Origin of the sequence: Deinococcus aerolatus (genome assembly GCF_014647055.1) — a bacterium.
In the GTDB taxonomy this organism is placed as follows: Bacteria; Deinococcota; Deinococci; order Deinococcales; family Deinococcaceae; genus Deinococcus; species Deinococcus aerolatus.
Genome location: NZ_BMOL01000012.1, coordinates 76,273 through 98,611, shown reverse-complemented (window position 1 = coordinate 98,611; position 22,339 = coordinate 76,273). Strand labels below are relative to the sequence as shown.

Below are 22,339 nucleotides of genomic sequence, written 5' to 3'. Positions count from 1 at the left end.
ACATCCTGAAAAAGGCGCTGGCCTTCCTCGCCAAACAGCCCTGACCTTCCAGTTCATGACTGACCACCGGCAAAAATTAGCCGTCGACCGGATGTGCCAGGTCCTGGAAGTCAGTCCAAACGGATATGACGCCTGGAGGGGAAGGCCAGACAGTGAGCGGTGTCAGGAGGATGCGGTGCTGACCGACGAAATCAAGTGCTCTTTTGACCGGAGCCGGGGAACTTACGGCACCCTTCGGCTCAAAGCTGACCTTGCCGAAAAGGGGGATTGCTGGGACAAGGCTGTCGTGGAGAGCTTTTTCGATTCCCCGGAATGGGAGCTGTTCGAGAACAACATTTCCGAGAACCGCATGGTGGTCCGGCACGCCATCTCCGAATACACCCTGGTCTTCTACAACCGGCAGCGCTGGCACTCCACACAGGGCGACTTGACGCCTCACGAGTTCGAACGCCAGGCTGAAGCCGCTTAACCTCAACTACGCAAGAGCGGGCCAGCCCCAGATAAGGCAGAATGCAGTTGGTGGTACAATTGGTGCCTATGCTACACGCCGCGAAGATCGGCCTCAGTTTGGTTCTCGCCTGCACCGCGCCTCTAAGCTTGGCGGCCACACCTCAAAGTGGAGTGTTCAAAGGAGATCTCACTGGGGATTTCAAGGGCAATGAGATCAGCTTCCGCGTCAGCGCAGACAGGAAGACCATCAGTGATGTCAGGATGACCGGATACTGGCGCTGTAGCGACTCCACCGCCAACACCACGTACAAGACCAATCCACGCGTTGTCGGCGCGCTCGGTTCCATGCCTGGCGCGGTGAGCGTGGAACAAGGAGCGTTCATAGCGAATGCCAAAAAGCCGTACCTGGCCTGGGACTTCGAAGGCCGCTTCATCAGCGCGGATATCGCCGAGGGCAGCTTTATGGTGCAGTCCATGGACTGCACGTCGTACAGATTGAAATTCAGGGCGGTCCGTACAGCGCAGTGACAACCGGGCCATTGTCCTGTCGTGACTGTGCTGGTCGAAAGGTCATTCCCAGGCTTGTGGAGTCAGGCCGAGACAAGAAAACAGCCCGGCGTCAGCTGGGCTGAAAACTTTGATCCCTCTCAGCCCAGCGTCCGTCTCAAGAACGCCCGGGTGACGGCCAGAAACTCCTGAGACTGCTCGATGAACGGCATATGGCCACTCTCTTCAAAGATATGCAGCTCTGCATTCGGCGTTTGCGAGGCGATCAATTCACTTGCTTCCGGCGGGCAAGTCCGGTCATGGCGTCCGCCCAACACCAGGAGCGGCTGGGATATCCCACCCAACTTATCCTCAACCTCAATCCCACCGTATCCCGCTGCGCTGAACTGTCGCAGCACATCCGGCGCGTAACGAGGATTCATGGCGTCTACGCGGGCATTAAAATCGGCGATGCGCGGGTCGAGCGGATCACTGAAGTGCCAGGGCATCTGTTCGTGCATCAACCGGGCAAAATCCACTTCGGTGTGGACGTTGACCTCATCTGCCCACGAGCGCCGCACCTGTTCCCGCAAGTTGAGTGGCTCGAAAGTTTCGAGCTTTGCGGGAACGTCCGCCAGCCAGCGCGACGATCCTACCCCACAGCAGGCGATGGTTGCTGCGGCGTCCGTGTGGGTCACGGCGTGCTGCAAGGCCACGAACGCTCCGTAAGAGTGCCCGAACACCGCGTACTTTTCCGCGCCCAGCGCCTCAGCGACAGCCGACACATCATCGGCCATCTGTTCTAGCGTCCAGGTTTCTGGCGGCGCGTTTCGTTCACTCCGGCCCTGTGCCCGCTGATCGATCAGGACCAGGCGCACGGTATCGGCGAGGGGGTCAAGGTAATCCGCAAATTCTGTGTGGTCCAGGCCAGGTCCACCGTGTAAGCAGATCAGCGGCGGCTGATGTGCAGGTCCGACGATCCGCGCGAACAACCGGGTGTCACGAACAGTGAGCATCTGGGTGGTGACCATGCCTTAAGTGTAATCCCCCTTCAGAAGGTGGATCGGCGTGACGACGGTGGGCAGCGTGGCCCCGCGGTAGGCGCGTCGACGCGCCCGGCACATGGCCCAGGTCCCCTGACACGGACTCCGATTGAAAGGGGTACGCGTGAACCTGAAATCCGAGCGAAGCGAGCAGGAGAAGGTGCGGATTCTGCAGTATCGAGCCCCCATGCCCTCCTCTCCCGACGGCTGCGTCATGAAGCGGAATCCGGATACGGGTGGCCCTGGGCTGGCCGGCACCTCACAGTGCTTCAGATTTGCGGCGTGTCCGCACCCGGCCCCGGCGGGTCCACCCAGCCCAGGGCCATCAGGCGGTCAGCAAGACTGCCCCGGTACCGGAACGTCTCCGGATCATCCTCGCCCCGCTGCGTGGCTCCCACGATCAAGCGCTGCACCTCCTCGGCCACGTCCACCAGATAGGGGTGCAGATCGAACAGCAGGTCACGGTTCGGCCCCGCCTCCAGCGCCCGCAGCACCCGCAGCAGCCGGCGGCGGACCATCCCGAGTTCCGCCGCCAGTTCGGCCCGCCTGTCTTCCCCACCCGTTCCGTCTGTCAGGTGCCGCGCCGCGTCCAGCACCCGTACGGCCAGCGGCCCCAGCCCGCCGGGAAGGTACAGCATGTGGGCCACCAGCCGCAGGTCCTCCAGCGTGACCGCTGCGCCGGAACCGGCGCTGAAATCCGGCAGCCAGGCCTGCAGCGCGCGGTCCAGTGAGGCCGGCGCCGTCCAGTCCGGGCCACCGCAGGCGTAGTCGGCCAGGCTGAACAGGCCCGGCGTGTTGGTTTCCAGCTGATTGTTGGGATTGCTCAGCAGGCCCGCCACGTGGCCGCGCAATTCCAGCGGGCGGCCCGCGTACGGCCCCAGATTGACGCGGTGCAGAGTGAAGTCGTTGGCGTGCAGGTTGTCCCAGATCAGGACCTGCCGGCGCAGCGCCGCATTGACCTCCAGCACGCTCTGGACACTGATCTCAGTGGAGACCACCGCTGGACCGGTCCACAGCACCTCCACGCCGGGACGCAGTTCCTCACCCAGCGCCCGCAGGTACGGCGAGGCAGCCACGCTGGGCTGGGCCCGGTCGCCGCAGTATTCGGTGGGACAGAACAGCAGCAGCCCTGCCTGCCCCTCCGGCCAGAGGGTGTCCAGGACGTGGTGCGCCGCGGCCACCTGCTCACGGGCCTGCGCGGCGCGGTCGGCAGCGTAGGGAATGTCATCGAACAGCAGCGAAAAATGCGGTACGCCCAGCCGCTGCACGCTGGCGAACTTCTCGGCCAGGGCGCGGCGGTCCCCCTCGTCGGCCCAGTCCAGATTCAATCCAGGGGCCAGCGCGTAGACGAAGCGGATCCCATGGCGGCGGGCGTCGGTGGCCAGCGCCTCCAGGGCCGCCGCCTCGGCCGGCGGGTAAGGCTCACGCCAGCGCTGCCGGTGCCAGCGGTCATCCTTGGGGGCATACAGGTAGGTGTCCATGCCCCACGCGGCCATTCGTTCAAACAATCGGGCGCGCTGGGCCGGGGTCCAGGGACGGCCGTAAAAGCCCTCGATCACGCCCAGCATCGGCATCGCGTTCATACCCACTCCTCTGGAACCACCCCGACCGTCGGGGGCGGGGTCACACATACACGGGATTGACCGTCTCCCCCACCCCAGTCACCGTCACGGCGTCTCCCACCCGCAGCTGGCCCGTGCGCCCGGCGTAGGGCGCGTCCTGCACCAGATGCTGCCCGAAGATCGCCGCTTTCCCGTGACGGCGAATCCTGGCCAGGGTTCGCAACGTCTCGGCTCCACGTGTGCCGTCTGGCTGCACATTCAGGATGACGCAGCGGGCGCAGCTTTCCACCACCTCGAAAGCCACGCTGTCCGCGCCGGCGGAGCCGATGCGGATGCGCCGCCAGAAATCCTCCGCGTAGGCCTCGCCGCCTCCCACCACCAGGTTCGGGCGGAACTCGGCGTTCCCCACCGGGCGTGACAGGTGCCCGTTGAAGGCGGCCAGCGACGCCTCGGTGATCAGGTGGAAGGGGTTTCCGTCCACGAAACTCAGCAGCGAGCTGTAGGGCCGGTCTGCCGGTTGCCAGCGCTGGACCTCGTCGGGCAGAAACACCAGATCGAAGCCGCCGCCGAGGTACGCGCTGACCCAGGCCGTCGCCTGCGCTGAGACGGTCACGCCGCCCAGCGCAGTGCCCCACATGTCCACCGCGCGCCGCTCTCCCTGTGGCTGCCACGGCACGGTCAGGGCAGGCATTCCGGGAGCCGATACCATCAGACCACTGTCCGCAAGGGCCACCGCAATCAGGCGCATGGCCGGAAATTCACGCTGGGTCACGGGCCGCCCCGCCGCGTCGACGACCATCCAGCGGCGGTCATGGTTCAGGCCACGCGGCCCGATCCCGGCGTGCTGAAGCGAAACGCCGCCGGCCGACTTAATCGGGTAGATGTACAGGGCGCGGAGGGTCAGGGGCGCAGTAGGCATCGACAGTTCCTTTGGAGTGGACGGAATCAGGGAAGGTCAGCGGAGGGTGGGCGACGCGGCGCGTGCCGTATCAGGCGGTCCAGGCTGCCCTGCCAGTTCTGCCGCAGCGCGTGACGGGCGGCCACCTCATCGTGTGCCCGCAGCGCGTCCACCACCGCCGCGTGTTCCAGCACCGAGGCCCGGGCCGAGCCGGGCACGTCAAAATACGCCAATTCCACCCGCTGCAGTTTGCGTTTCAGCGCACCCAGTGCGCCCTGAAGTTCGGCGTTGCCCGAGCGCCGGGTCCAGACACCATGAAACGCGGCGTCGGCCCGAACGGCGGCCCGCGCGTCACCGGCCTCCAGCGCGCGGCTGATCTGGACGTTCAGCGTGTCCAGCTCGTCCAGATCAGCCGCGGTCAGGCGCGGCGCGGCCAGCCCCAGGGCCAGGTCTTCAAGCGTTCCAACCACCGGATACAGTTCAGCAGCCTGGGCCAGATTCAGCGGGGCCACCCGCGTCCAGCGGTTCACGGCGGTCTGCACCAGCCCCTCGTCTTCCAGGCGGCGCAGGGCCTCGCGCACCGGGGTGCGGCTGACCCCCAGTTTCCCCGCAATGGCCGCGTCGCGCAACACCTCCCCGGGACCCAGGGTGCCTTCGACGATCCAGTCCAGCATCTGCCAGTACACCTGCTCGCGGGCGAGCGTGCGGGCAGGCGCGGGCACGGCGTTGGCAGCGGACATCGTCACCTCCGGGTGAGACCTGAACTGCCAGGTAATATATCAGTGGATGCTACCCTTCAGGCATGCGTGAACAACTGCCGGAGCTGCTGGCCAGTCTGGTTCGCCTGAACTCCGTCAATCCGGCGCTGGTGCCTGGCGGCGCGGGTGAAACGGAAATCGCCGACTTTATTCTGGCCTGGCTGCGGGGCCACGGCATTTCAGCGGAACTCGACGTGGCCGCGCCGGGTCGGCCCAGCGTGATCGCCCGGGTGCGGGGCAGCGGCGGGGGGCGCGCACTGCTGCTCAATGCCCACCTCGACACTGTTGGGCTGGGTGAGATGACCGGCGCTCTGACACCCACCATTCGCGGCGGCCGCATGTACGGGCGCGGCACCTACGACATGAAGGCGGGGCTGGCCGCCTGCCTCCTGGCGTTGCTGGACGCCAGCGCCATGGCGCTGCGCGGCGACGTGATCCTGACCGCCGTGGCCGACGAGGAGCACGCCAGCCTCGGCACGCAGTCGGTGCTGAACCGGGTCACGGCTGACGCCGCCATCGTCACCGAACCCACGGGCCTGCAGTTGTGCGTGGCCCACAAGGGGTTTACCTGGCACGAGATCACCACGGACGGGCAGGCCGCACACGGCTCACGCCCTGACCTGGGCCGCGACGCCATTGCCGCAATGGGCCGGGTGCTGGTGGAACTTGAAACCCTGGGGCGCGAGCTGACGGCGCGGCCCACCCACCCCCTGCTCGGCCACGGCTCGCTGCACGCCTCGCTGATCTCCGGCGGCCAGGAACTGTCGAGCTACCCGGAGCGCTGCACCCTGCAGCTGGAACGCCGCACCCTGCCCGGCGAAACCCCGCAGGACGTGGAGGCCGAACTGGACCGCGTGCTGGAGCGGCTGGCGGCAGACCCCGACTTCCGCGCGCAGCACCGCCTGCTGCTGGCCCGCGAGCCGCTGAGCGTGCCACAGGACGCCCCCATCGTTCGTCTGCTCTCGGCCCAGGCCACCCGCGTGCTGGGTCAGGCCCCCGCACACATCGGGTTGAGCTTTTGGATGGATTCGGCGTTGCTGGCCGCCGCCGGCATCCCCACGGTGGTGTTCGGCCCGGACGGTGCCGGCGCCCATGCCAGCGAGGAGTGGGTGGACCTGGCCTCTGCCGAACGGTGCCGCGAGATCCTCAGTGCCACCATTGCCGAATTTTGCGCCTGACACGGCCTGTGCCGGACCACGTCCTGGGAGCCCCATGACCGCAGCTGACCCTACCCACCCTGAATCCGCCCACACCCACCTCAACCCACACGCACTCACCTTTGCCGGGCGCCCCCGGCCAGAGGTGCTGGACTTTCACCGCAAACTGCCGGGCTACGCACCCACGCCGCTGGTTACCGCGCCCCACCTGGCAGCGGCACTGGGCGTCCAGGAAGCGTGGGTCAAGGACGAGGCGCGCCGGCTGGAGCTGCCTGCCTACAAGATTCTGGGCGCGTCCTGGGCCACCTGCTGCGAACTGGAGGCCCTGTTCGGCCCGTTTGACCCCTGGAAACGTCTGGAAGAACTGGCTGCCCAGCTGCGTCCGCACCTCCCCCTGACACTGGTGGCCGCCACAGACGGCAACCACGGCCGCGCCGTGGCGCGGATGGCGCGCTGGCTGGGGCTGAAGGCGCACATTCTGGTGCCGCACGACATGGTGGGTGCCCGCCAGGAGGCGATCGTGGGCGAGGGGGCACGCCTTCAGGTGATTCAAGGCTCCTACGATCAGGCGGTGGCCGCCGCCGCCACGCTGGCCGACAGGCGCCACCTCGTGATCAGCGACACGGCCTGGGACGGCTACACCCGCGTTCCCGGCTGGGTGGTGGACGGGTACAGCACCATTTTTCAGGAAATCGACACGCAACTGGCCGCCCAGGGCTTGCCCCAGCCTGATGTGGTGGCCGCGCAGATGGGCGTGGGGTCGCTGGCGGCCGCCGTGCTGCGCCACTACCGCGCCGACGGAAGGCAAACGCGGGTGGTGGGCGTGGAGCCGCTGCGGGCCGACTGCGTGCTGCGCTCGCTGCAGGCGGGTCATCCTGTCCAGACCCCTGGGCCGCATCCCTCGATCATGGCCGGGCTCAACTGCGGCACCGTCTCACCGCTGGCCTGGCCGCTGCTCCGGGACGGCCTCAGCGCCTCTGTTGCTGTTCCCGACTCCCGTGCCGAGGACGCGATGCGTCTGCTGGCCCGGGACGGCGTGGTCTCGGGCGAGAGCGGTGCGGCGGGTGCGGGCGGCCTGCTTGACCTCCTGACCGAGCCGGACGCCCGCCGCCACCGGGACGCGCTGGGATTAAGTGCCGAAAGCCGCGTCCTGGTGATCTCCACCGAGGGAGCGACCGATCCTCTGGCGTACGCCCGCATCGTGGAAGACAAGGCCGTGACAGTGGAATCCGCTGGATGAACGATGCGGACGCGCCCGCGTAAGGTCACGAACACACGTCAGGTCAAGAACAGCGCCTCGTCGGGGCAGGTTTGCTCCAGCCGACGAAACACCTGCTCGTCTACCGGCACGCCCGCGGCCTCCAGCGCCAGCAGCACCGCGCCGAACACGGGCTCATGGTGGCTGGCCTGCCAGCGGACCTGCGGATGCTCCCGGCGCACCCGCGCCAGCAGGGCCTCACGCAAGATGGGCGATCGGTGGCGCATTACCCCGCCGGAAGTGGTCAGCAGGTAAGTCCCGTCCAGCCTTACCTTGCGGGCAGCGGCCAGCGCGTAGTCGCCCAGCGACGCGCCGTGCTCCCGCACGATGCGGAGGCTGGCAGGGTCACCCGCGTCCGCCTGATCGAGCAAAACGCGGGCCAGGCGACCCAGGTGGGACGGCGGGCGGCGGCCCCGGCGGGTGAACGAGTGCAGCAGCGCCTCCACGTCGGGGCAGCCAAAATAGGCCAGCACCGGTGCGGTCAGCTTGGTGGGCGGATCAATGCCCAGATCGGCGCGGTAGACGGCACGCAGGGCGTGTTCGGCCAGTTGGGTGGCCCCCTCCGGCTCCTGCCAGTAGCTGGTGTGCCACACCACGCCGCCGGGCGAACAGGCCGCGATGCCCGCGCTGGTGCCGCAGACCACCGTGACCCCCCGCCCCGCCAGCGAGCCGGCCCGCAGCGCCCCCACCGCGTCGTTGACCACCGACACCTGACCGGCCCAGTTCCGGCGGCGCAGCTCGGTCTTCAGCATGTCAAAGTCCTCGGGCCAGTCGGCCCCGGCAGCGCTGAGGGTCAGGGCGGCAAATGGCCGGCTGTCCAGCCTCGCACTGGCCCTGGCCCGCGTGGCGGCCGTGTCCAGCGCCGCCAGGGCGCGGACGCGCTGCACGTAGATGTTGCTGCGCCCGGCGCGGCCCCAGCCCAGCACCGTGCCTGAAGTGTCGGCGATCAGCGCGATGGTCTTGGTGTTTCCCGCGTCGATGCCCAGCACCAGCCCACTCACGCCCAGGCGGCCTCGTCCGCGATCACGGTCAGGGCCGTGCGCCGCAGGAACGATGCAGGAACCTCCGGCGTTTCCGGCCCCTTGAGCGCGGCGTGCAGGACGGCGCGCTTGTGCGTCCCGCCCACCAGCAGCAGGGTCTGACGCGCCGCCAGAATCACGTCCATCCCCGCCGTGATGGCCCCTTCCGGCACCGCCAGCTCCCCCCAGTACGCGCGGTTGCTTTCCAGGCTTGCTGGCGTCAGCGCCAGCGTGCGCGTCGGCGCGTCCGGCAGACTCGGCGGCTCGTTGAAGCCCAGGTGTCCGTTGGGCCCCAGCCCCAGCACCGCCAGATCGAGGCCGCCGAGCCGCGCCAGGGCTGTCCCGAACTGCGCCGGGGACTCCAGCCGCACGGTGCGCGTGAGGCGCAGCGGCTCCACGAACGAGCGACGCATCCAGCCCCACAGGCTGCGCGGATCGTCGTCATCAATGCCCAGGTACTCGTCGAGCTGCACGGCGGTGGCGCGGCTGAAATCCACCTCGCCCGCCTCCGCCCGCCGCGCCAGTTCGGCGTAGGTGGCCATGGGCGTGTGGCCGGTTGCCACCAGAATGTTCAGCTCAGGTTTTACCCTGACCTGGGCCGAGATGAAATCGGCAGCCGCCTGGGCAAGCTGTTCTGGATTCGGCTGAATATTCAGCGCTGCGTCCCTCACCACAGCCGCTCCGGCAGATGCTGGAAGTGTGCGCGGGCCAGCTGCTCGTACAGCGTCTGCGCCAGCGGCAGCGTCCGCACCAGCGGATTGCCCGTCAGCGCCTGGACCGCCTGCCTGCGTGTGCCGTTCCAGGCAGCGTCGGCGGCCAGCTGCTGGTATTCACCCAGCGCCTTGAGCAGCCCGCGCACCGGCTTCGGCACCCGGTACCCGGAGATGGGCCGCACACCCTGGCGGTTGACCAGACACGGCACCTCCACCACCTGCGAGTCGGGAAAGTCAGCGATGGCGCCGCCGTTCACCACGTTGGTCGGCCAGATTTCATTCCTGTTATTGAACACGGCGTCCATCACGTCCACCGCCACCTCCAGCTCGAAGATGCCGCCACGCGACAGCTCCGGTACCAGCGTGGGGTTCGGGGCGTCCAGCTGCTCACGGTAGTGCTGCCAGTACCTCGGCACATCGGCCAGGATGTCCTGCGCGCGGGTGGTGGGTCTGGCCCTCAGCTCGGCCAGCATCTCACGCTCGAAGTGGTAGTACTTCATGTACGAGGCGGGCAGGCTGTTCATCGTCACCGCCAGTTCTGCCCAGCGCCGCGTCCAGTCGTCCGCAATGCCCTCTTCCAGCTTCTGCGCCAGTATCGGGAGCAAGGGCTGACCGCCGTATTCGGCCTCCACACTCCAGCAGGCGTGGTTGAGGCCCAGCATCACGGCGCGCACTTTCTTCGGATCAAGGCCTGAGAGTTCCGCAAGTTCGCCGGGAAACACAATCGGCCCCTCACAGAGAGAAACGACGTTGATCGGCGAGTGATCGGCCACCGCCTGCGCCACGATGTTCACGGGATTGGTGTAGTTGAACAGGGTGGCGCCGGGGCAGACGGCCTCCATGTCCTCCACCAGACCGCGCGCCACGTGGATGGCCCGCAGCGCCATGAAGAAGCCGCCCGCGCCCTGCGTCTCCTGCCCGATGGCACCATGGGACAGCGGAATACGCTCGTCCTGCGCCCTGGCCTCGAAGCCGCCGGGCCGGTAGCTGGACAGCACGCCGTCGCAGCCGTCCAGCGCGGCCCGTCTGTCGGTGGTGGCCCTGATTTTGAGGTCCGCGCCCTGAGCCCCGGCCATCTTGCGGGCCAGGCGACACACCAGATCGAGCCTGTCCTCGTCCAGATCGTGCAGGACAATTTCCGAACCCGCGAAATTGGCCGCCTGACGAATGAACGAGGCGACGGTGCCGGGCGCGCGCGTGCTGCCGCCGCCGATGTAGGCGAGTTTAACCTGGGCCATATGGACGTCCTTGTGAGATTGAAAAGCCGCTACTGTGGGCGGCGAAACAGAGAGGCGCTGAGAAAATCCATCGTGAAGGCGGGTTCGGCCGAACTTTGAAGTGGGCGCAACGGGCGACTCTCCAGCACTTCCAGATCGGAAAAATGGCTTTCAGCTCATCTGCGCCGTACCCAAGCCCTTCTGCGAGTCTGCTCTGCTTGAACAACGTCAGATCATCCGCGTCGCTGCCCATCTTTCCCGCCGCAAAGGTGCAGATGCCGAACAGGCCGCCGGGTTTCAGGCAGGCCCTCAGCGCCCAGAGGCACGACAACCCGCGGTGCGGCGGGAGGTGGTGGAAGCAACCGGAATCGTAGACGAGATCGAATGGGCCGCGTGGGACAGCTTCACGGAGAAAGTCGCTTTCGAGAAACGTTGCGTCGGTTTCGGCGGTGCGGTTTCTGGCCTGAGTATTGGCAAAAGCCGAAATGTCCACGCCTGTCGCCCGGTCACCCTGACGGGCCAGCCAGCGGGTATTGCGCCCCAGTCCGCAGCCGATGTCCATTGCTGTCAGGCCCTCACCGCCGGGCAGCAGGCCAGCCTCACGCCAGTCCAGCAGATTGACATCCGGCAAGTCGGAGTTGAAGGGATGATCGGGGCGGGTAAAAATCTGTTCCCAGGGATCGATGGCCTGGCGTCTGGTCAAATCCGGGCCGTCAGCAAACAGGCCGTCGAGCACATCCAGAAGCTGTTCCACAGTCGCAACACGCATGAGTCAGTTTCCCTCTGGAACCATGGGCATCTTGCCGTTCATACGGTCACCAGCCCCTGGTTCCGTGCCCTGATCGCTGGATCGTGCAGGATGCAGCGTGCGGTGTGCCCGTGACCCACGTCGTACATCTTCGGCAGGCCGTCCCGGCATTCGGGCATGGCGTGGGGGCAGCGTGGCTCGAAGGGGCAGCCAGGGGGCAGGGTCGTCAGGTCCGGCACCTCGCCGCGCGCCTCGATGGTTTCGGGCACCAGACCTGCGTCGGGTTTGGGGGCCGCACTTTTCAGCAGCTGGGTATACGGGTGCTGTGGACGGTCAATCACCTCCACGGCGGGGCCGAGTTCCACCAGCGTTCCGGCGTACAGCACGGCCACCCGGTCACTCATGTAGCGCGCCCCGGCCAGATCGTGTGTGATGAACAGCATGCTCAGGCCCTCCTGATCCCTGAGGTCCAGCATCAGGTTCATCACGTCCAGGCGGATCGAGACGTCCAGCGCCGACGTCGGCTCGTCGGCCAGAATCAGCTCGGGGCGGGCCGCCAGGGCGCGGGCGATGCCGACACGCTGGCGCTGGCCCCCCGACAGTTCGAAGGAGCGTTTGCCCGCGTAGGTGCTGGCAGGCGACAGGCCCACGCGTTCCAGCAGCGAGTCCACCTCTGCCTGCGTGCCGCCGCGCGCCAGACCGTGAATCTGGAGGGGGCGTTTCAGCGTGTAGGCCACTGGATGCACCGGGTTGAGGCTGGCATACGGGTCTTGAAAGATCATCTGGACGTTCTTGCGCAGACGTTTCAGCGCCCGTCCGCCCAGGCGGCGCGGCACCGGCTGGCCGTTCAGAAGGATCTCACCGGCGGTGGGCGTGTGCAGGCGGGCGATCAGGCGGGCAATCGTGCTCTTGCCGCTGCCCGACTCGCCCACCAGCCCCAGCACCTCGCCGCGGGCGATGGAGAAGCTCACGTCATTGACGGCCACCACGCCGCCCGCCCGGCCCCGCGCCCCAAAGACCTTGCGGAGGTTGACGATGTCCAGCGTGTTGGGCAACCCGTCTGGAGGTGCGGCGGGGTTAATTGGGATTGACGCTGCGGGCTGGCTCACGGCTCACCTCCCCTTGGAGATCTGTGCCTTTGAGATCTGCGGCAGCAAGTGCACTGTCACGCACGGCATGGTCCTTGAGCGCGGCGGAAACGGTGGGATCGTACAGGAAGCAGGCCGCCGTCTGCCCCTCGGCCACCGGAAAGGTCTGCAGCGGTTTGACGTCGCACACGCCAGGCATTCGGGTGAAGCAGCGTTCGAAGAAGGGGCAGCCGACGATGTCGGCGCTCAGGGACGGCGGCTTGCCGGGAATGCCGCTGCGGCGCACCCGGGGGCCGGTCATCGGCGGGAATGAGTTCATTAGTTGCTGGGTGTAGGGGTGCGCCGGGTGCGCGTACAGCTGGTGCGCGGGGGCCAGCTCCACCACCTCACCGGCGTACATGATCGCCACCCGGTCACTCATCTCGACGAGCAGCGACAGGTCATGCGTGATGAAGATGACGCTGATGCCCAGGCGGCGGCGCACGTCGTTGATCTCCTGCAGAATCTGGCGCTGCACCACCACGTCCAGCGCCGTTGTCGGCTCGTCCATCACGATCAGTTTCGGTTCCAGCGCCAGCGCGATGGCGATCACCACGCGCTGCTTCATGCCGCCGGACAGCTGGTGCGGGTAGGTGTCCAGGTACGAGGCCTGAATGCCCACCAGATCGAACAAGTCGCGGGAGCGGGCGTCCAGCTTCGCCTTGTCGGTCACGCCGTGGGCCTGCATGGCGTCGTAGACCTGCTCGCGGATTTTCAGCACCGGGTTCAGCACGTTCATGGACGCCTGAAATACCATGCTGAACTCCTTCCAGCGCACCCGCCGCAGTTCCTCGGGGGACAGTGCCAGCAGGTCATGTTCGGCCAGCCGCACCGAGCCGCCCAGCACCGCGCCGGGAGGATCGAGCAGTCGCGTGACCGCGAAGGCCAGTGTGCTCTTGCCGCAGCCGGATTCCCCCGCCAGCCCCAGCAGCTCGCCCGGCTGCACGTCCAGCGACACGTCCCGCACCGCGCGCACCGTGGGGCCAGGGGTCAGGTAGCCCACGTTCAGCTCGCGGATGCTCAGCAGGGCGTCGGGGTTGCCCTCGGCCACGGCCTGGGCGGGCCGCCTGAGGGACGGCAACCTGAATTTGCCCCCCCCCAGCCGGGGGTTGCTGATCTCGTCAATGGCGAAATTCAGCAGCGCAAACGACGTGCCCAGCAGCGCGATGCCCAGCCCCGGCATCGCCACCCACCACCACGCGCCCTGCAGCAGCGCGCCCTTGGCCTGCGCCCAGTACAGCATGGTGCCCCAGGTGACCAGCGACACGTCGCCCACGCCGATAAACGACAGGGCCGCCTCGCTCAGCACGGCGTACAGCGCCGCGCCGAAGAAGTTTGCAGCGATCAATCCCGCCATGTTGGGTAGCATCTCGCGGAAGATGATGCGGCCCGGACCCTCGCCCGAGACCACCGCCGCCTGCACGAAGTCGCGCTCGCGCAGGGCCAACGCCTGGGCCCGCAGCACCCGCGCCCCAAAGGCCCAGCCGGTGAAGCTGATCACCAGAATCACCGGCCACACGCCGCCGCCGCGCAGGAAAGCGCTGGCGACGATCACCAGCGGCAGCCCCGGCAGCACCAGAAACACGTTGATCAGCGTGTTGATGGTCTCATCTACCGGGCCGCCCAGGTACGCGGCGGCCAGGCCGAAGGTGACGCTCAGCAACGTGGCGATCAGCCCAGCCACTGCACCCACCAGCAGCGTCAGCCGCGCGCCGTAGATGAACTGCGCGAAGATGTCCTGGCCCAGCGCGGTGGTACCCAGCCAGTGTTGCGCCGAGAGCGAAAGGAAGGGATCAAATTCCAGCGAATGGGGATCGTAGGGCGTGAGCAGCGGCGCGCTCAGGCTGGCCAGCAGCAGCAGCACCAGAAAGCCGGCCCCGAACACGCTGCGCGGCTGACCCAGAAAGCGGCGCAGGCCACTCACGCCCGGCCCTCCCGGATGCGCGGATCGAGAATGACGTTGATGAAATCCACCAGCAGGTTGGCCAGCAGCACCGCCAGCGCGATAAAGAAGAATATGGCCTGCATCAGCGGGTAATCCAGGTTGGTCACTGACTGGTACAGGTAAAAGCCCAATCCCGGATACGAAAAGACGATCTCGGTCAGAATCGAGCCGCCCACCACGAAGCCCAGCGCCATGCCGAAGGCGGTGAAGCTGGGCAGCAGGGCATTGCGCAGCACGTAGCGGGTGATGATGCGGCGCTCGGTCAGGCCCTTGGCGCGGGCGAAGGCCAGGTAGTCCTCGCCCGCCACGTTGATCACGTTGTTGCGCATGGTGATCAGCCAGCCGCCCACCGAGGTGACCAGAATGGTGAACACCGGCAGCGCCGCGTGCCGCAGCAGCGAACTCCACCAGCCCGCGCTGAAGGTGTCGCCGGGAAAGGGATCCAGCGCGCCGCTCAGCGGAAACCACTTGAGCTGGAACGCGAAGACGTACAGCAGGATCAGCCCGAACCAGAAGTACGGCATGGCGTTCAGGAACAGCGCCACCGGGGTCAGGCCGTCGGCCACCGCCCCCCCACGCCGCCAGCCGCTGTACAGACCCAGCGCACTGCCCAGCACGAACGAGATGATGGTGGTCACCCCGATCAGCCCCAGCGTGTACGGCAGGGCGGTGCGCACCACGTCGATCACGGGCGTGGGAAACAGACTGATGGAGCGCCCGAAGTCTCCGCGCACCAGATTGCCCAGATAACTGAAGTACTGCGACAGCGGGCTGCCCAGATCGTTCAGGCCGTAGGCGATCTTCAGCGCGTCCACCGCCGCCGGATCCAGGCGCCCCTGGTACTTGGCCAGCATCACGCTGACCGGATCGCCCGGCACCAGGCGCGGCAGGACGAAGTTGAGGGTGGCCGCCACCCACAAGGTAAACACGAAGATGCCCAGCTTTCTGAGCAGATAGCGCACAAGACCTCCTGGGGTTGAGGGTGAGCGGCCGAACCTCGGCCTGCAGTCTCAAGACGGGGCGGGACGCGGGCCCAGGCAGGTCTTTGCCCCGCCGCCCACCCCCCGCCCCTTCCCGCTTACTTGGGCTTGACGTTCAGGTACAGCAGCCGCGCGCCGTTGGTGTCATCGGGCGAGGAATCGTTGTAGGGGTTCTCGGCGCTGGGGAAGCCGGTGAACTTGCTGGTATTGAACAGGCCAAAGTTCACGCGGTCCGTCAGCGGCACCCAGGGCTGCTCCTTCATCACCGTCGACACGATGGTGGTCATGGCCTGTTGCTGGGCGGCCGCGTCGCTGGTGGCGCTGAAGGTCTCAAGGGCTTTCGTGATCGCCGGGTTGGTGTAGCGCGACAGATTGCTGGCGGCCGTTTTGCCTACCGGGGCGGAAAAATCTGGGTTGAAGGCGGCGTTGAAGGTGTAGTACGGCGTAGACCCGTTGCCCCAGCCCCAGCTGATCCCCATATCATAGCTGCCGGTCTGGAGGCCGCCGGAGTAGCTGCCCCAGGCCTGCTGGTCAATTGAGGTATTGATGCCCACCTTCTTGAGGTTGGTGCCAATGACCTGTGCCATGGTGATGAAGTCCGTCCAGCCCGCGCCCACCAGGATCTTGAAGCTGGGCAGCACCTTACCGTCCTTGCCCAGGCGGTTGCCGCTGGCGTCTTTCTTGTAGCCGGCGGCCGTCAGCGCCTTGTCGGCGGCGGCGGCGTCGAAGGTGGACTTGGCGGCGTTCGTCAGCCACTGCTTTTGCTGGCCAGGGAACACGGCGGCGGGACTGGCGGCGGCCACCGCGCCTGCGTAGGCTTTCTGGGCCACTTCCCTGGTGTCAATGGCGGCGGCAACGCCCCTGCGGAAACCCACATCGTTAAACGGCGCCTTGACGGTGTTGAAATACAGGAAGTTGATGTTGTTGGTGGGCCACCAGTAGCTGGCCGTGGGGCTCTTGGACGCGTAAGTCTTGGGGTCGGAAATGCCCACGTAGCCGAAATCGGCCTCGCCGCTCAGGAGCTTGAGTTGGGCCGCGTCGTTGGTGCTGGTGGCAATCCACACCAGCGCGTCCACGTAGGGCTGGCCCTTTATCCAGTAGTTGGGGTTCTTCAGCACCCGCAGGGCCTGCTGGCTGTAGCTGTCGGCCACGAACGGCCCGGTGCCCACCGGCTTGGTGTTGGTAAAAGTGCTGGGGTCTTTCACGTCTTTCCACAGGTGTTCGGGCACCATTGGTGTGGCGGCAATGTACTGAAAGATCGGGGTATTGGGCGTGGCGAAGGTAAACACCAGCGTCGTGGGGTTGGTGGCCTTGACACTGCTCAGGCCGCTTTTCCAGATGCCGCTGGTGTCCAGCGCCGGATACTGCTTGAGGTAATTGAAGCTGAAGGCGGCGTCGGCAGCGCTGAACGCCTTGCCATCGTGCCATTTAACATTCGGGCGGGTGCTGACCGTCAGGGTCTTGTTGTCCTTGCTCCAGGTGTACTTGGTGCCCAGCACCGGCGTCACCTTGCCGTTGATCGAGTTGACGAAAAACAGACTCTCATAGATGGCCGAATTGGTGGGCAGCAGGTGCTGATCGCCAGGGACAAAGGGGTTGTAATTCTGTGCTCCCCACTGGGTTGAACGCACGATGGTGAAGGTGGACTTGGGGTTCTGGGCGTTTGCCGCGCTGCCCAGGCCGGCGGTCAGAATCAGGGGAAGCGAAAGCAGGGTCTTGATGTGGCTGGACATGGCTGGTTCCTCCAGGGAGACGAGATGGCGCGCGAACGTTGAGCGGCGCGGACATAGTGACGGTGAGGACGCGGCGAGGCTCAAGAGGGGGGCGACAAGGTGGAACCTTCACAGCGTGGGCGTCACGGTGGCCCGGTGGACTCGCGCCGCACCAGTTCTGGCGGGAAGGTCACGGGCTCCGCCCTCAGGCCGGCAAGCAGTTGCAGGGACAACCTCGCCGCTGCAGCGCCCATCTCGTAGGCGGGCTGCCGGATTGTGGTCAGGCGTGGGTACAGCAGCGAGGCGAGCACAGCGTCGTCGAAGCCCACCACCGCCACGTCGTCGGGCACCCTCAATCCGCGCAGATGCAGCGCCCGCAAAACCCCCGCCGCCATCAGGTCACCCGCCACAAAAAAGGCGTCCAACGCGGGGAATTCTTCCAGCAATCTGTCGGCAGCCTGCGTCCCCGACAGTTCGGTGTAGTCGCCCTGGGCGCGGCGGTACGCCAGATCGTCCCGGCGCAGCCCAGCGGCAAACCCGCGCTCGCGCTCAGCGCTTTCCCGACCCGGCGCACCGATGTAGGCTGCGTGTCGCCGCCCCGCGCGCAGCAATTCAAGGGCGGCCAACCCTCCCCCCGCCACGTTGTCCAGCTCCACCCGGCAGGGCCAGATGCCGTGCTCAGGAGAGACATGAACCCAGTTCACTCCGCGCGGCGAAGGCAGCGCCGCATCAGTTTGAGAGTTGATGACGATACCGCCGTCCACGGCGTGCCGCAGCAGATGCCGGGACGCCGCGAGTTCACGGTCCGCGTCGTCGTGACTCGACGCCAGCAGAATGCTCATGCCTCGCTGGCCCAGCACGTCCTCAATGCCGCTGATCATCTGGCCGTACAGCGGGAAAGACACATCCGGCACGATCAATCCCAGCAGTTCACTGCGCCCCCGCGCCAGGTTGCGGCCCAGCGAACTTGGCTCGTAGCCCAGCGCGGCGGCGCGCTCCAGCACGCGCCGCCGCGTGTCGGGATTGACGGCCGACGCATCGTTGAACACCCGCGACACGGTGGCGATCGACACGCCCGCCAGCCGCGCCACCTCACGGATGCCCGAGCCGCGCGGGGACGTTATGACGGCGGTGGACGTGGGTTCAGGCATGGCACCTCAAAGACCTGGGGAAACAGGCGTTGATGCGGAGCGTGACTGGTCGGCAGCGTCTGAAAACGTTACATTGTGGACACGTTCAACTTAAGCGGGCGGGGTCTGGAAGTCAAGTTGAACGGTGCCAAAGGGAAGCTGACGCCCTGTGTTCTGACCGCCTACGTCGGTGGATGGGGGCCTGTATCGGGGCGCGCCAGCCAGGGCAGGGAGAGAAAGCAAGGCTGTCCAGGACGCTAGGGTGGGGGCATGACATTCCGTTGGGGCATTCTCGGCGCGGCCCGCATTGCCCGCGCCTTTATTCCAGCCATTCGTGCCGCGGGCGGCGACGTGGTGATGCTGGGCGCGCGGGAGCCGCAGTCGGCCCGTGTCCAGACGTTCGCCAGCGACTGGGGTATTTCAAGAACCGGCAGCTATCAGGCCGTGATCGACGCCGATCTGGACGCGGTGTACATCGCTTTGCCCAATGCGCTGCATCTCCCCTGGAGCGCAGCTGCGCTGGAAGCGGGCAAGCATGTGCTGACCGAAAAGCCCCTGACCCTCAGTGCCCAGGAGGCAGGTCAGCTGACCGACGTGGCCCGGCGCACCGGTCTGACGCTGCTTGAGGGCTTTGCCTACCGCTTCACGCCCCAACACCGCGCCCTGATAGACGCGGTGCGGGGCGGCGAACTGGGCGAGGTCCGGGCTTACCGGGGGGCCTTCGGCTTCACCGTGCGGGACGCCGGCGACATTCGCCTGCATCCGGATCTGGGCGGCGGCGCCCTCTACGACATCGGCTGTTACCCGGTCAACGAGGCCCGGATGCTGCTGGGCGAGCCGCTGGCGGTCACGGCGCAGGCCCGCTGGACGCCGGACCGCGTGGACGTCTCGATGTCCGCCGTGCTGGATTACAGCCACGTTGGCAACGGAGCGCTGGCCAGCATCGACTGCGGCTTCGACTGGCTGTCCGGGGGACGCATCGGCCGCGCGCAGGTGCTGGGCACGGGCGGCGTGATGGAGCTGGACCGGGCATTTTTCAGCGATGAGAACGACTTTGCCCTGACCCGCGACGGTCAGAGGCAAGCAGTGAGCCCCGGCAACGGCTACGCCCTGATGGCCGCGCACTTTCAGCGGGTTGTGCGCGGCGAGGAGGCCGCCCTGTATCCGCCTGAGGACGCCGTGCAGCAGGCCAGGGTGATTGACGCCCTGTTGCAGTCGGCGCGTGAGGGCCGGCGGATCACGCTGTAGCGCGGCGCGGCGCTTCAGCCGACGCGGCCCACCCCTCCCTCAAGCAGCGCCCGGACCGCACGCAGGTGGCGGGTCATGCGGCGGACGGCCGCATCGGCGTCGCCGGTTTTCAGCGCCTGCACGATGCCGTCGTGGACCCCCACCAGTTCCCGCCGCTGACGGAGACTGGGTGGGCGGGCCGCCGCCGCCGAGTAGATCAGGTCAATCAGGGCCTCCAGAAACAGGCTCAGAATGGGGTTATAGGCCGCCTCAGCCGTGCGGCGAATGAAGCCGAGGTTGAGCCGCGCCACGCGGTCGAAACTCGCCTGCTCGAAATCCAGCGCCCGGTAGGCATCCGCGGTCTGCTGAAGATCGGCGATGTCATGGGCCTGCGCCCGCCCGGCCGCCAGACGCGTACAGGTCACGGCCAGTTCAAACCAGGCGTCCAGCAGCGCTTCGGGACTCACCCCCGACAGGTGGCGGAATGCCTCGACCGTGCGGCCCAGGGGAGCGGCCGCCGGTTCACCCACCAGAATTCCGCCGCCAGGCCCTGTCTTTGTCCGGATCAGCCCCTCATGTTCCAGCATCCGCAGACTCTCGCGCACCCCCGCCCGGCTCACGCCGGTGGCGGCCTGAAGGTCCCGCTCCGCGCAGATCCGGTCACCGGGTTGCAGCTGGCGGCGACGGATTTCCCGCTGGATGTGGGCGGCAACCCCATCGCTGGCACGCGACCGGGCAGGAGGCTGGGGCAACAGGTGGGCGTCCATGGGCATCGGGTCAGCGCAGTGTAGACCGGTGGCCTGGAAGCGTGGTACCGGGCGGCGCTTCATGTTTGCCGGCCCACAATCTGGATAGGCGTGATGAATTGAGTATACTCAATTGACCGAGCGATACAGTCGTCTGTCGGCCCAGCGCGGCAGGCACGCGCCCAGGGAGGGCCCCCGTGGATTTTTTGCTCAACCCAGAAGAACGCCAGCTTCAGCAGCTCGCCCGCACGTTTACTGCGCGCGAGATCATTCCGCAGGCGGCGCTGCTGGACCGGACCAAGGCGTTTCCGCAGGCCATCTACAATCAGGCCCTGGCCCTCGGGCTGCTGAACCTGACGGTGCCGGAAGCCTACGGCGGCGCGGGGCTGGGCTGTCTGGCGCTGACCCTGGTCACCGAGGAGCTGTGCCGGGGGTGTGTGGGCGTCGGCGCGGCGCTGAGCATCAACTCGCTGGCCGCCGACGCCATCATTCATCACGGAAGCGAGCAGCAAAAGCAGTGGGTTTTGCCCCGGCTGGTGGCGGGAGAACTGGCGTCCTACGCCGCGACGGAGCCGGGCGCGGGCAGCGACGTGGCCGGGCTGCAGACCCGCGCGGCGCGCGACGGCGACCATTACGTCTTGTCGGGCAGCAAGACCTGGATCAGCAATGCGGACCGCGCCTCGTTCTTCGTGGTGTTTGCCCGAACCGGGGACAGCCTGACCGGTGCGGGGGGCAGCCGGGGCCTGAGCGTCTTTATCGTCGAGCGCGGCACGCCGGGACTGAGTGTCGGTGAACCGCTGGACAAGCTGGGGCAGCGCTGCGCGCCCACCTGCGAGGTGTTCTTCGACGGCTGCCGCATCCCCGCTTCCCAGCGCATCGGGGCCGAGGGACAGGGCTTTTCCATTGCAATGGACGCCTTCGACCACTCGCGTCCGATGGTGGCCGCGTTCGGCGTGGGCGTGCATGCCCGCTGCCTGGAAGAGAGCCTGGCCTACGCGCAGACGCGGCAGACGATGGGTCAGCCGATCATCCGCCATCAGCTGGTGGCGGCCAAGCTGGCCGAGATGTCCACCTCGCTGGAAGCGGCCCGTCTGCTGACCTACCGCGCCGCGTGGCTCGTTGACCACGGGCAGCGCAACACCCTGGCCGCGTCGCAGGCCAAGCTGTTCGCCGCCGAGAGCGTGATGGCGGCGGCCACCGAGGCCGTGCAGATTTTCGGCGGCATGGGGTATTCGACGGAGTATCCGGTCGAGAAACTGTTCCGGGACGCCAAGGTGCTGCAGATCTACGAGGGCACCAGCGAGATCCAGAAACTGGTGATCGCCCGCGAGTTGCAGCGCTAGTCCGGTGCGTCCGGCGCAACCAGCACACCCAGGAGGGGACACATGAATCTGAAAGACAGGGCTGTACTCATCACGGGGGCCGCCTCCGGCCTGGGGGCCGGGACCGCCCGGATGGTGGCCGGGGCCGGCGGGTTTCCGCTGATGCTCGACCTGAATGCCGCGGAAGGTGAACCGCTTGCCCAGGAGCTCGGCGGGCTGTTCGTGCGGGCCGACGTGAGCAGCGAGGTCGACGTGCAGGCAGCGCTGCAGGCCGGACTGGAGAAATTTGGCACCCTGCACGGCGCGGTCAGCTGCGCCGGGATTGCTCCAGCAGCCACCACCGCAGGCAAGCGCGGCCCCCACCCCCTGGACGTCTTTGAACGCACGGTGCGGGTGAACCTGCTGGGCACCTTCAACGTGATCCGGCTGGCGGCCCAGGTCATGCTGGACAACGTGCCCGGCGAGTCGGGTGAGCGGGGCGTGATCGTCAACACCGCCTCGGTGGCCGCCTTCGACGGTCAGATCGGGCAGGCGGCCTACGCGGCCAGCAAGGGCGGCGTGGTGGGTATGACGCTGCCGATTGCCCGCGACCTCGCCCGCAGCGGGATCCGCGTGGTTACGGTGGCCCCTGGCATCTTCGAGACGCCCATGCTGAGGGGACTGCCGCAAGAGGCCCAGGACTCGCTGGGCCAGCAGGTGCCGTTTCCCAGCCGTCTGGGCCGCGCCGACGAGTACGCCGCGCTGGTCAGACACATCTTCGAGAACCAGATGCTCAACGGCGAGACCATCCGGCTGGACGGCGCGGTCCGGATGGCGCCGAGGTGAGGGCCGGAACAGCACC

Annotated in this window: 20 protein-coding genes and 1 pseudogene; 7 read left to right on the top strand and 14 right to left on the bottom strand. The window is 67.1% G+C overall.

Annotated features, from left to right (window positions below; genetic code table 11):
- Window positions 1–256: 256 nt before the first annotated feature.
- A pseudogene (locus tag IEY31_RS13040) lies at window positions 257–469 on the top strand (IS3 family transposase); the annotation flags it as partial.
- 68 nt (window positions 470–537) lie between these two features.
- Window positions 538–978, top strand: a complete 441-nt coding sequence (locus IEY31_RS13035) for a hypothetical protein (RefSeq protein WP_188972668.1) — start codon at window positions 538–540, stop codon at window positions 976–978.
- Window positions 979–1,097: 119 nt separating this feature from the next.
- On the opposite strand, the gene IEY31_RS13030 is transcribed toward IEY31_RS13035, so the two are convergent.
- The 4 genes from IEY31_RS13030 to IEY31_RS13015 form a co-directional block, all read right to left on the bottom strand.
- Window positions 1,098–1,967 (bottom strand): alpha/beta fold hydrolase, encoded by an 870-nt coding sequence (locus IEY31_RS13030; protein WP_188972666.1) that lies wholly within the window; start codon window positions 1,965–1,967, stop codon window positions 1,098–1,100.
- A 281-nt stretch (window positions 1,968–2,248) separates the two neighbouring features.
- Complete coding sequence (locus tag IEY31_RS13025; protein ID WP_188972664.1) at window positions 2,249–3,562, bottom strand: beta-N-acetylglucosaminidase domain-containing protein; 1,314 nt, start codon at window positions 3,560–3,562, stop codon at window positions 2,249–2,251.
- A gap of 40 nt (window positions 3,563–3,602) precedes the next feature.
- Window positions 3,603–4,460, bottom strand: coding sequence for an MOSC domain-containing protein (locus IEY31_RS13020; RefSeq protein ID WP_188972662.1), 858 nt, complete (start codon window positions 4,458–4,460; stop codon window positions 3,603–3,605).
- Window positions 4,461–4,486: 26 nt separating this feature from the next.
- Window positions 4,487–5,179 (bottom strand): GntR family transcriptional regulator, encoded by a 693-nt coding sequence (locus IEY31_RS13015; RefSeq protein WP_188972660.1) that lies wholly within the window; start codon window positions 5,177–5,179, stop codon window positions 4,487–4,489.
- A gap of 62 nt (window positions 5,180–5,241) precedes the next feature.
- On the opposite strand from IEY31_RS13015, the gene IEY31_RS13010 reads away from it, so the two are divergent.
- Window positions 5,242–6,375 carry an ArgE/DapE family deacylase gene (locus IEY31_RS13010; protein ID WP_188972658.1) on the top strand — a complete coding sequence of 378 codons (1,134 nt, stop codon included), beginning with the start codon at window positions 5,242–5,244 and terminating at the stop codon, window positions 6,373–6,375.
- A gap of 34 nt (window positions 6,376–6,409) precedes the next feature.
- The gene (locus IEY31_RS13005) at window positions 6,410–7,594 is read left to right on the top strand and encodes a diaminopropionate ammonia-lyase (protein ID WP_188972655.1); all 1,185 of its coding nucleotides are present in this window, start codon (window positions 6,410–6,412) and stop codon (window positions 7,592–7,594) included.
- A 38-nt stretch (window positions 7,595–7,632) separates the two neighbouring features.
- Here IEY31_RS13005 and IEY31_RS13000 read toward each other — a convergent pair whose 3' ends face one another.
- The 9 genes from IEY31_RS13000 to IEY31_RS12960 form a co-directional block, all read right to left on the bottom strand.
- Window positions 7,633–8,613, bottom strand: a complete 981-nt coding sequence (locus IEY31_RS13000; protein WP_229723590.1) for an N-acetylglucosamine kinase — start codon at window positions 8,611–8,613, stop codon at window positions 7,633–7,635.
- Window positions 8,610–9,302, bottom strand: a complete 693-nt coding sequence (locus IEY31_RS12995; RefSeq protein WP_229723589.1) for a glucosamine-6-phosphate deaminase — start codon at window positions 9,300–9,302, stop codon at window positions 8,610–8,612. Before IEY31_RS12995 ends, IEY31_RS13000 begins: the two co-directional genes overlap by 4 nt.
- A complete protein-coding gene (locus tag IEY31_RS12990) occupies window positions 9,299–10,582 on the bottom strand; it encodes a family 4 glycosyl hydrolase (protein WP_188972653.1) in 1,284 nt (427 codons plus the stop codon). Before IEY31_RS12990 ends, IEY31_RS12995 begins: the two co-directional genes overlap by 4 nt.
- Window positions 10,569–11,315, bottom strand: a complete 747-nt coding sequence (locus IEY31_RS12985; RefSeq protein ID WP_229723587.1) for a class I SAM-dependent methyltransferase — start codon at window positions 11,313–11,315, stop codon at window positions 10,569–10,571. The genes IEY31_RS12990 and IEY31_RS12985 overlap by 14 nt, the downstream gene beginning before the upstream one ends.
- A gap of 53 nt (window positions 11,316–11,368) precedes the next feature.
- Window positions 11,369–12,418: an ABC transporter ATP-binding protein gene (locus IEY31_RS12980; RefSeq protein WP_229723585.1), complete on the bottom strand. Its 1,050-nt coding sequence runs from the start codon at window positions 12,416–12,418 to the stop codon at window positions 11,369–11,371.
- Window positions 12,387–14,360 (bottom strand): dipeptide/oligopeptide/nickel ABC transporter permease/ATP-binding protein, encoded by a 1,974-nt coding sequence (locus tag IEY31_RS12975; protein ID WP_188972651.1) that lies wholly within the window; start codon window positions 14,358–14,360, stop codon window positions 12,387–12,389. The genes IEY31_RS12980 and IEY31_RS12975 overlap by 32 nt, the downstream gene beginning before the upstream one ends.
- On the bottom strand, window positions 14,357–15,343 hold the full coding sequence (locus IEY31_RS12970) for an ABC transporter permease (protein ID WP_188972649.1): 987 nt from the start codon (window positions 15,341–15,343) through the stop codon (window positions 14,357–14,359). The genes IEY31_RS12975 and IEY31_RS12970 overlap by 4 nt, the downstream gene beginning before the upstream one ends.
- A gap of 116 nt (window positions 15,344–15,459) precedes the next feature.
- Complete coding sequence (locus IEY31_RS12965; RefSeq protein ID WP_188972647.1) at window positions 15,460–17,094, bottom strand: ABC transporter substrate-binding protein; 1,635 nt, start codon at window positions 17,092–17,094, stop codon at window positions 15,460–15,462.
- A 122-nt stretch (window positions 17,095–17,216) separates the two neighbouring features.
- Window positions 17,217–18,224, bottom strand: a complete 1,008-nt coding sequence (locus IEY31_RS12960; RefSeq protein ID WP_188972645.1) for a LacI family DNA-binding transcriptional regulator — start codon at window positions 18,222–18,224, stop codon at window positions 17,217–17,219.
- 249 nt (window positions 18,225–18,473) lie between these two features.
- On the opposite strand from IEY31_RS12960, the gene IEY31_RS12955 reads away from it, so the two are divergent.
- Entirely contained in the window at window positions 18,474–19,451 is a 978-nt protein-coding gene (locus IEY31_RS12955) for a Gfo/Idh/MocA family protein (protein ID WP_188972643.1), read from the top strand.
- A gap of 14 nt (window positions 19,452–19,465) precedes the next feature.
- Here IEY31_RS12955 and IEY31_RS12950 read toward each other — a convergent pair whose 3' ends face one another.
- The gene (locus IEY31_RS12950) at window positions 19,466–20,203 is read right to left on the bottom strand and encodes a FadR/GntR family transcriptional regulator (RefSeq protein ID WP_188972641.1); all 738 of its coding nucleotides are present in this window, start codon (window positions 20,201–20,203) and stop codon (window positions 19,466–19,468) included.
- Window positions 20,204–20,373: 170 nt separating this feature from the next.
- Here IEY31_RS12950 and IEY31_RS12945 point away from each other — a divergent pair, with 170 nt between their 5' ends.
- Both IEY31_RS12945 and IEY31_RS12940 read left to right on the top strand, forming a co-directional pair.
- Window positions 20,374–21,519 (top strand): acyl-CoA dehydrogenase family protein, encoded by a 1,146-nt coding sequence (locus tag IEY31_RS12945; RefSeq protein ID WP_188972639.1) that lies wholly within the window; start codon window positions 20,374–20,376, stop codon window positions 21,517–21,519.
- 42 nt (window positions 21,520–21,561) lie between these two features.
- Window positions 21,562–22,323 carry a 3-hydroxyacyl-CoA dehydrogenase gene (locus IEY31_RS12940; protein ID WP_188972637.1) on the top strand — a complete coding sequence of 254 codons (762 nt, stop codon included), beginning with the start codon at window positions 21,562–21,564 and terminating at the stop codon, window positions 22,321–22,323.
- Window positions 22,324–22,339: the final 16 nt, after the last annotated feature.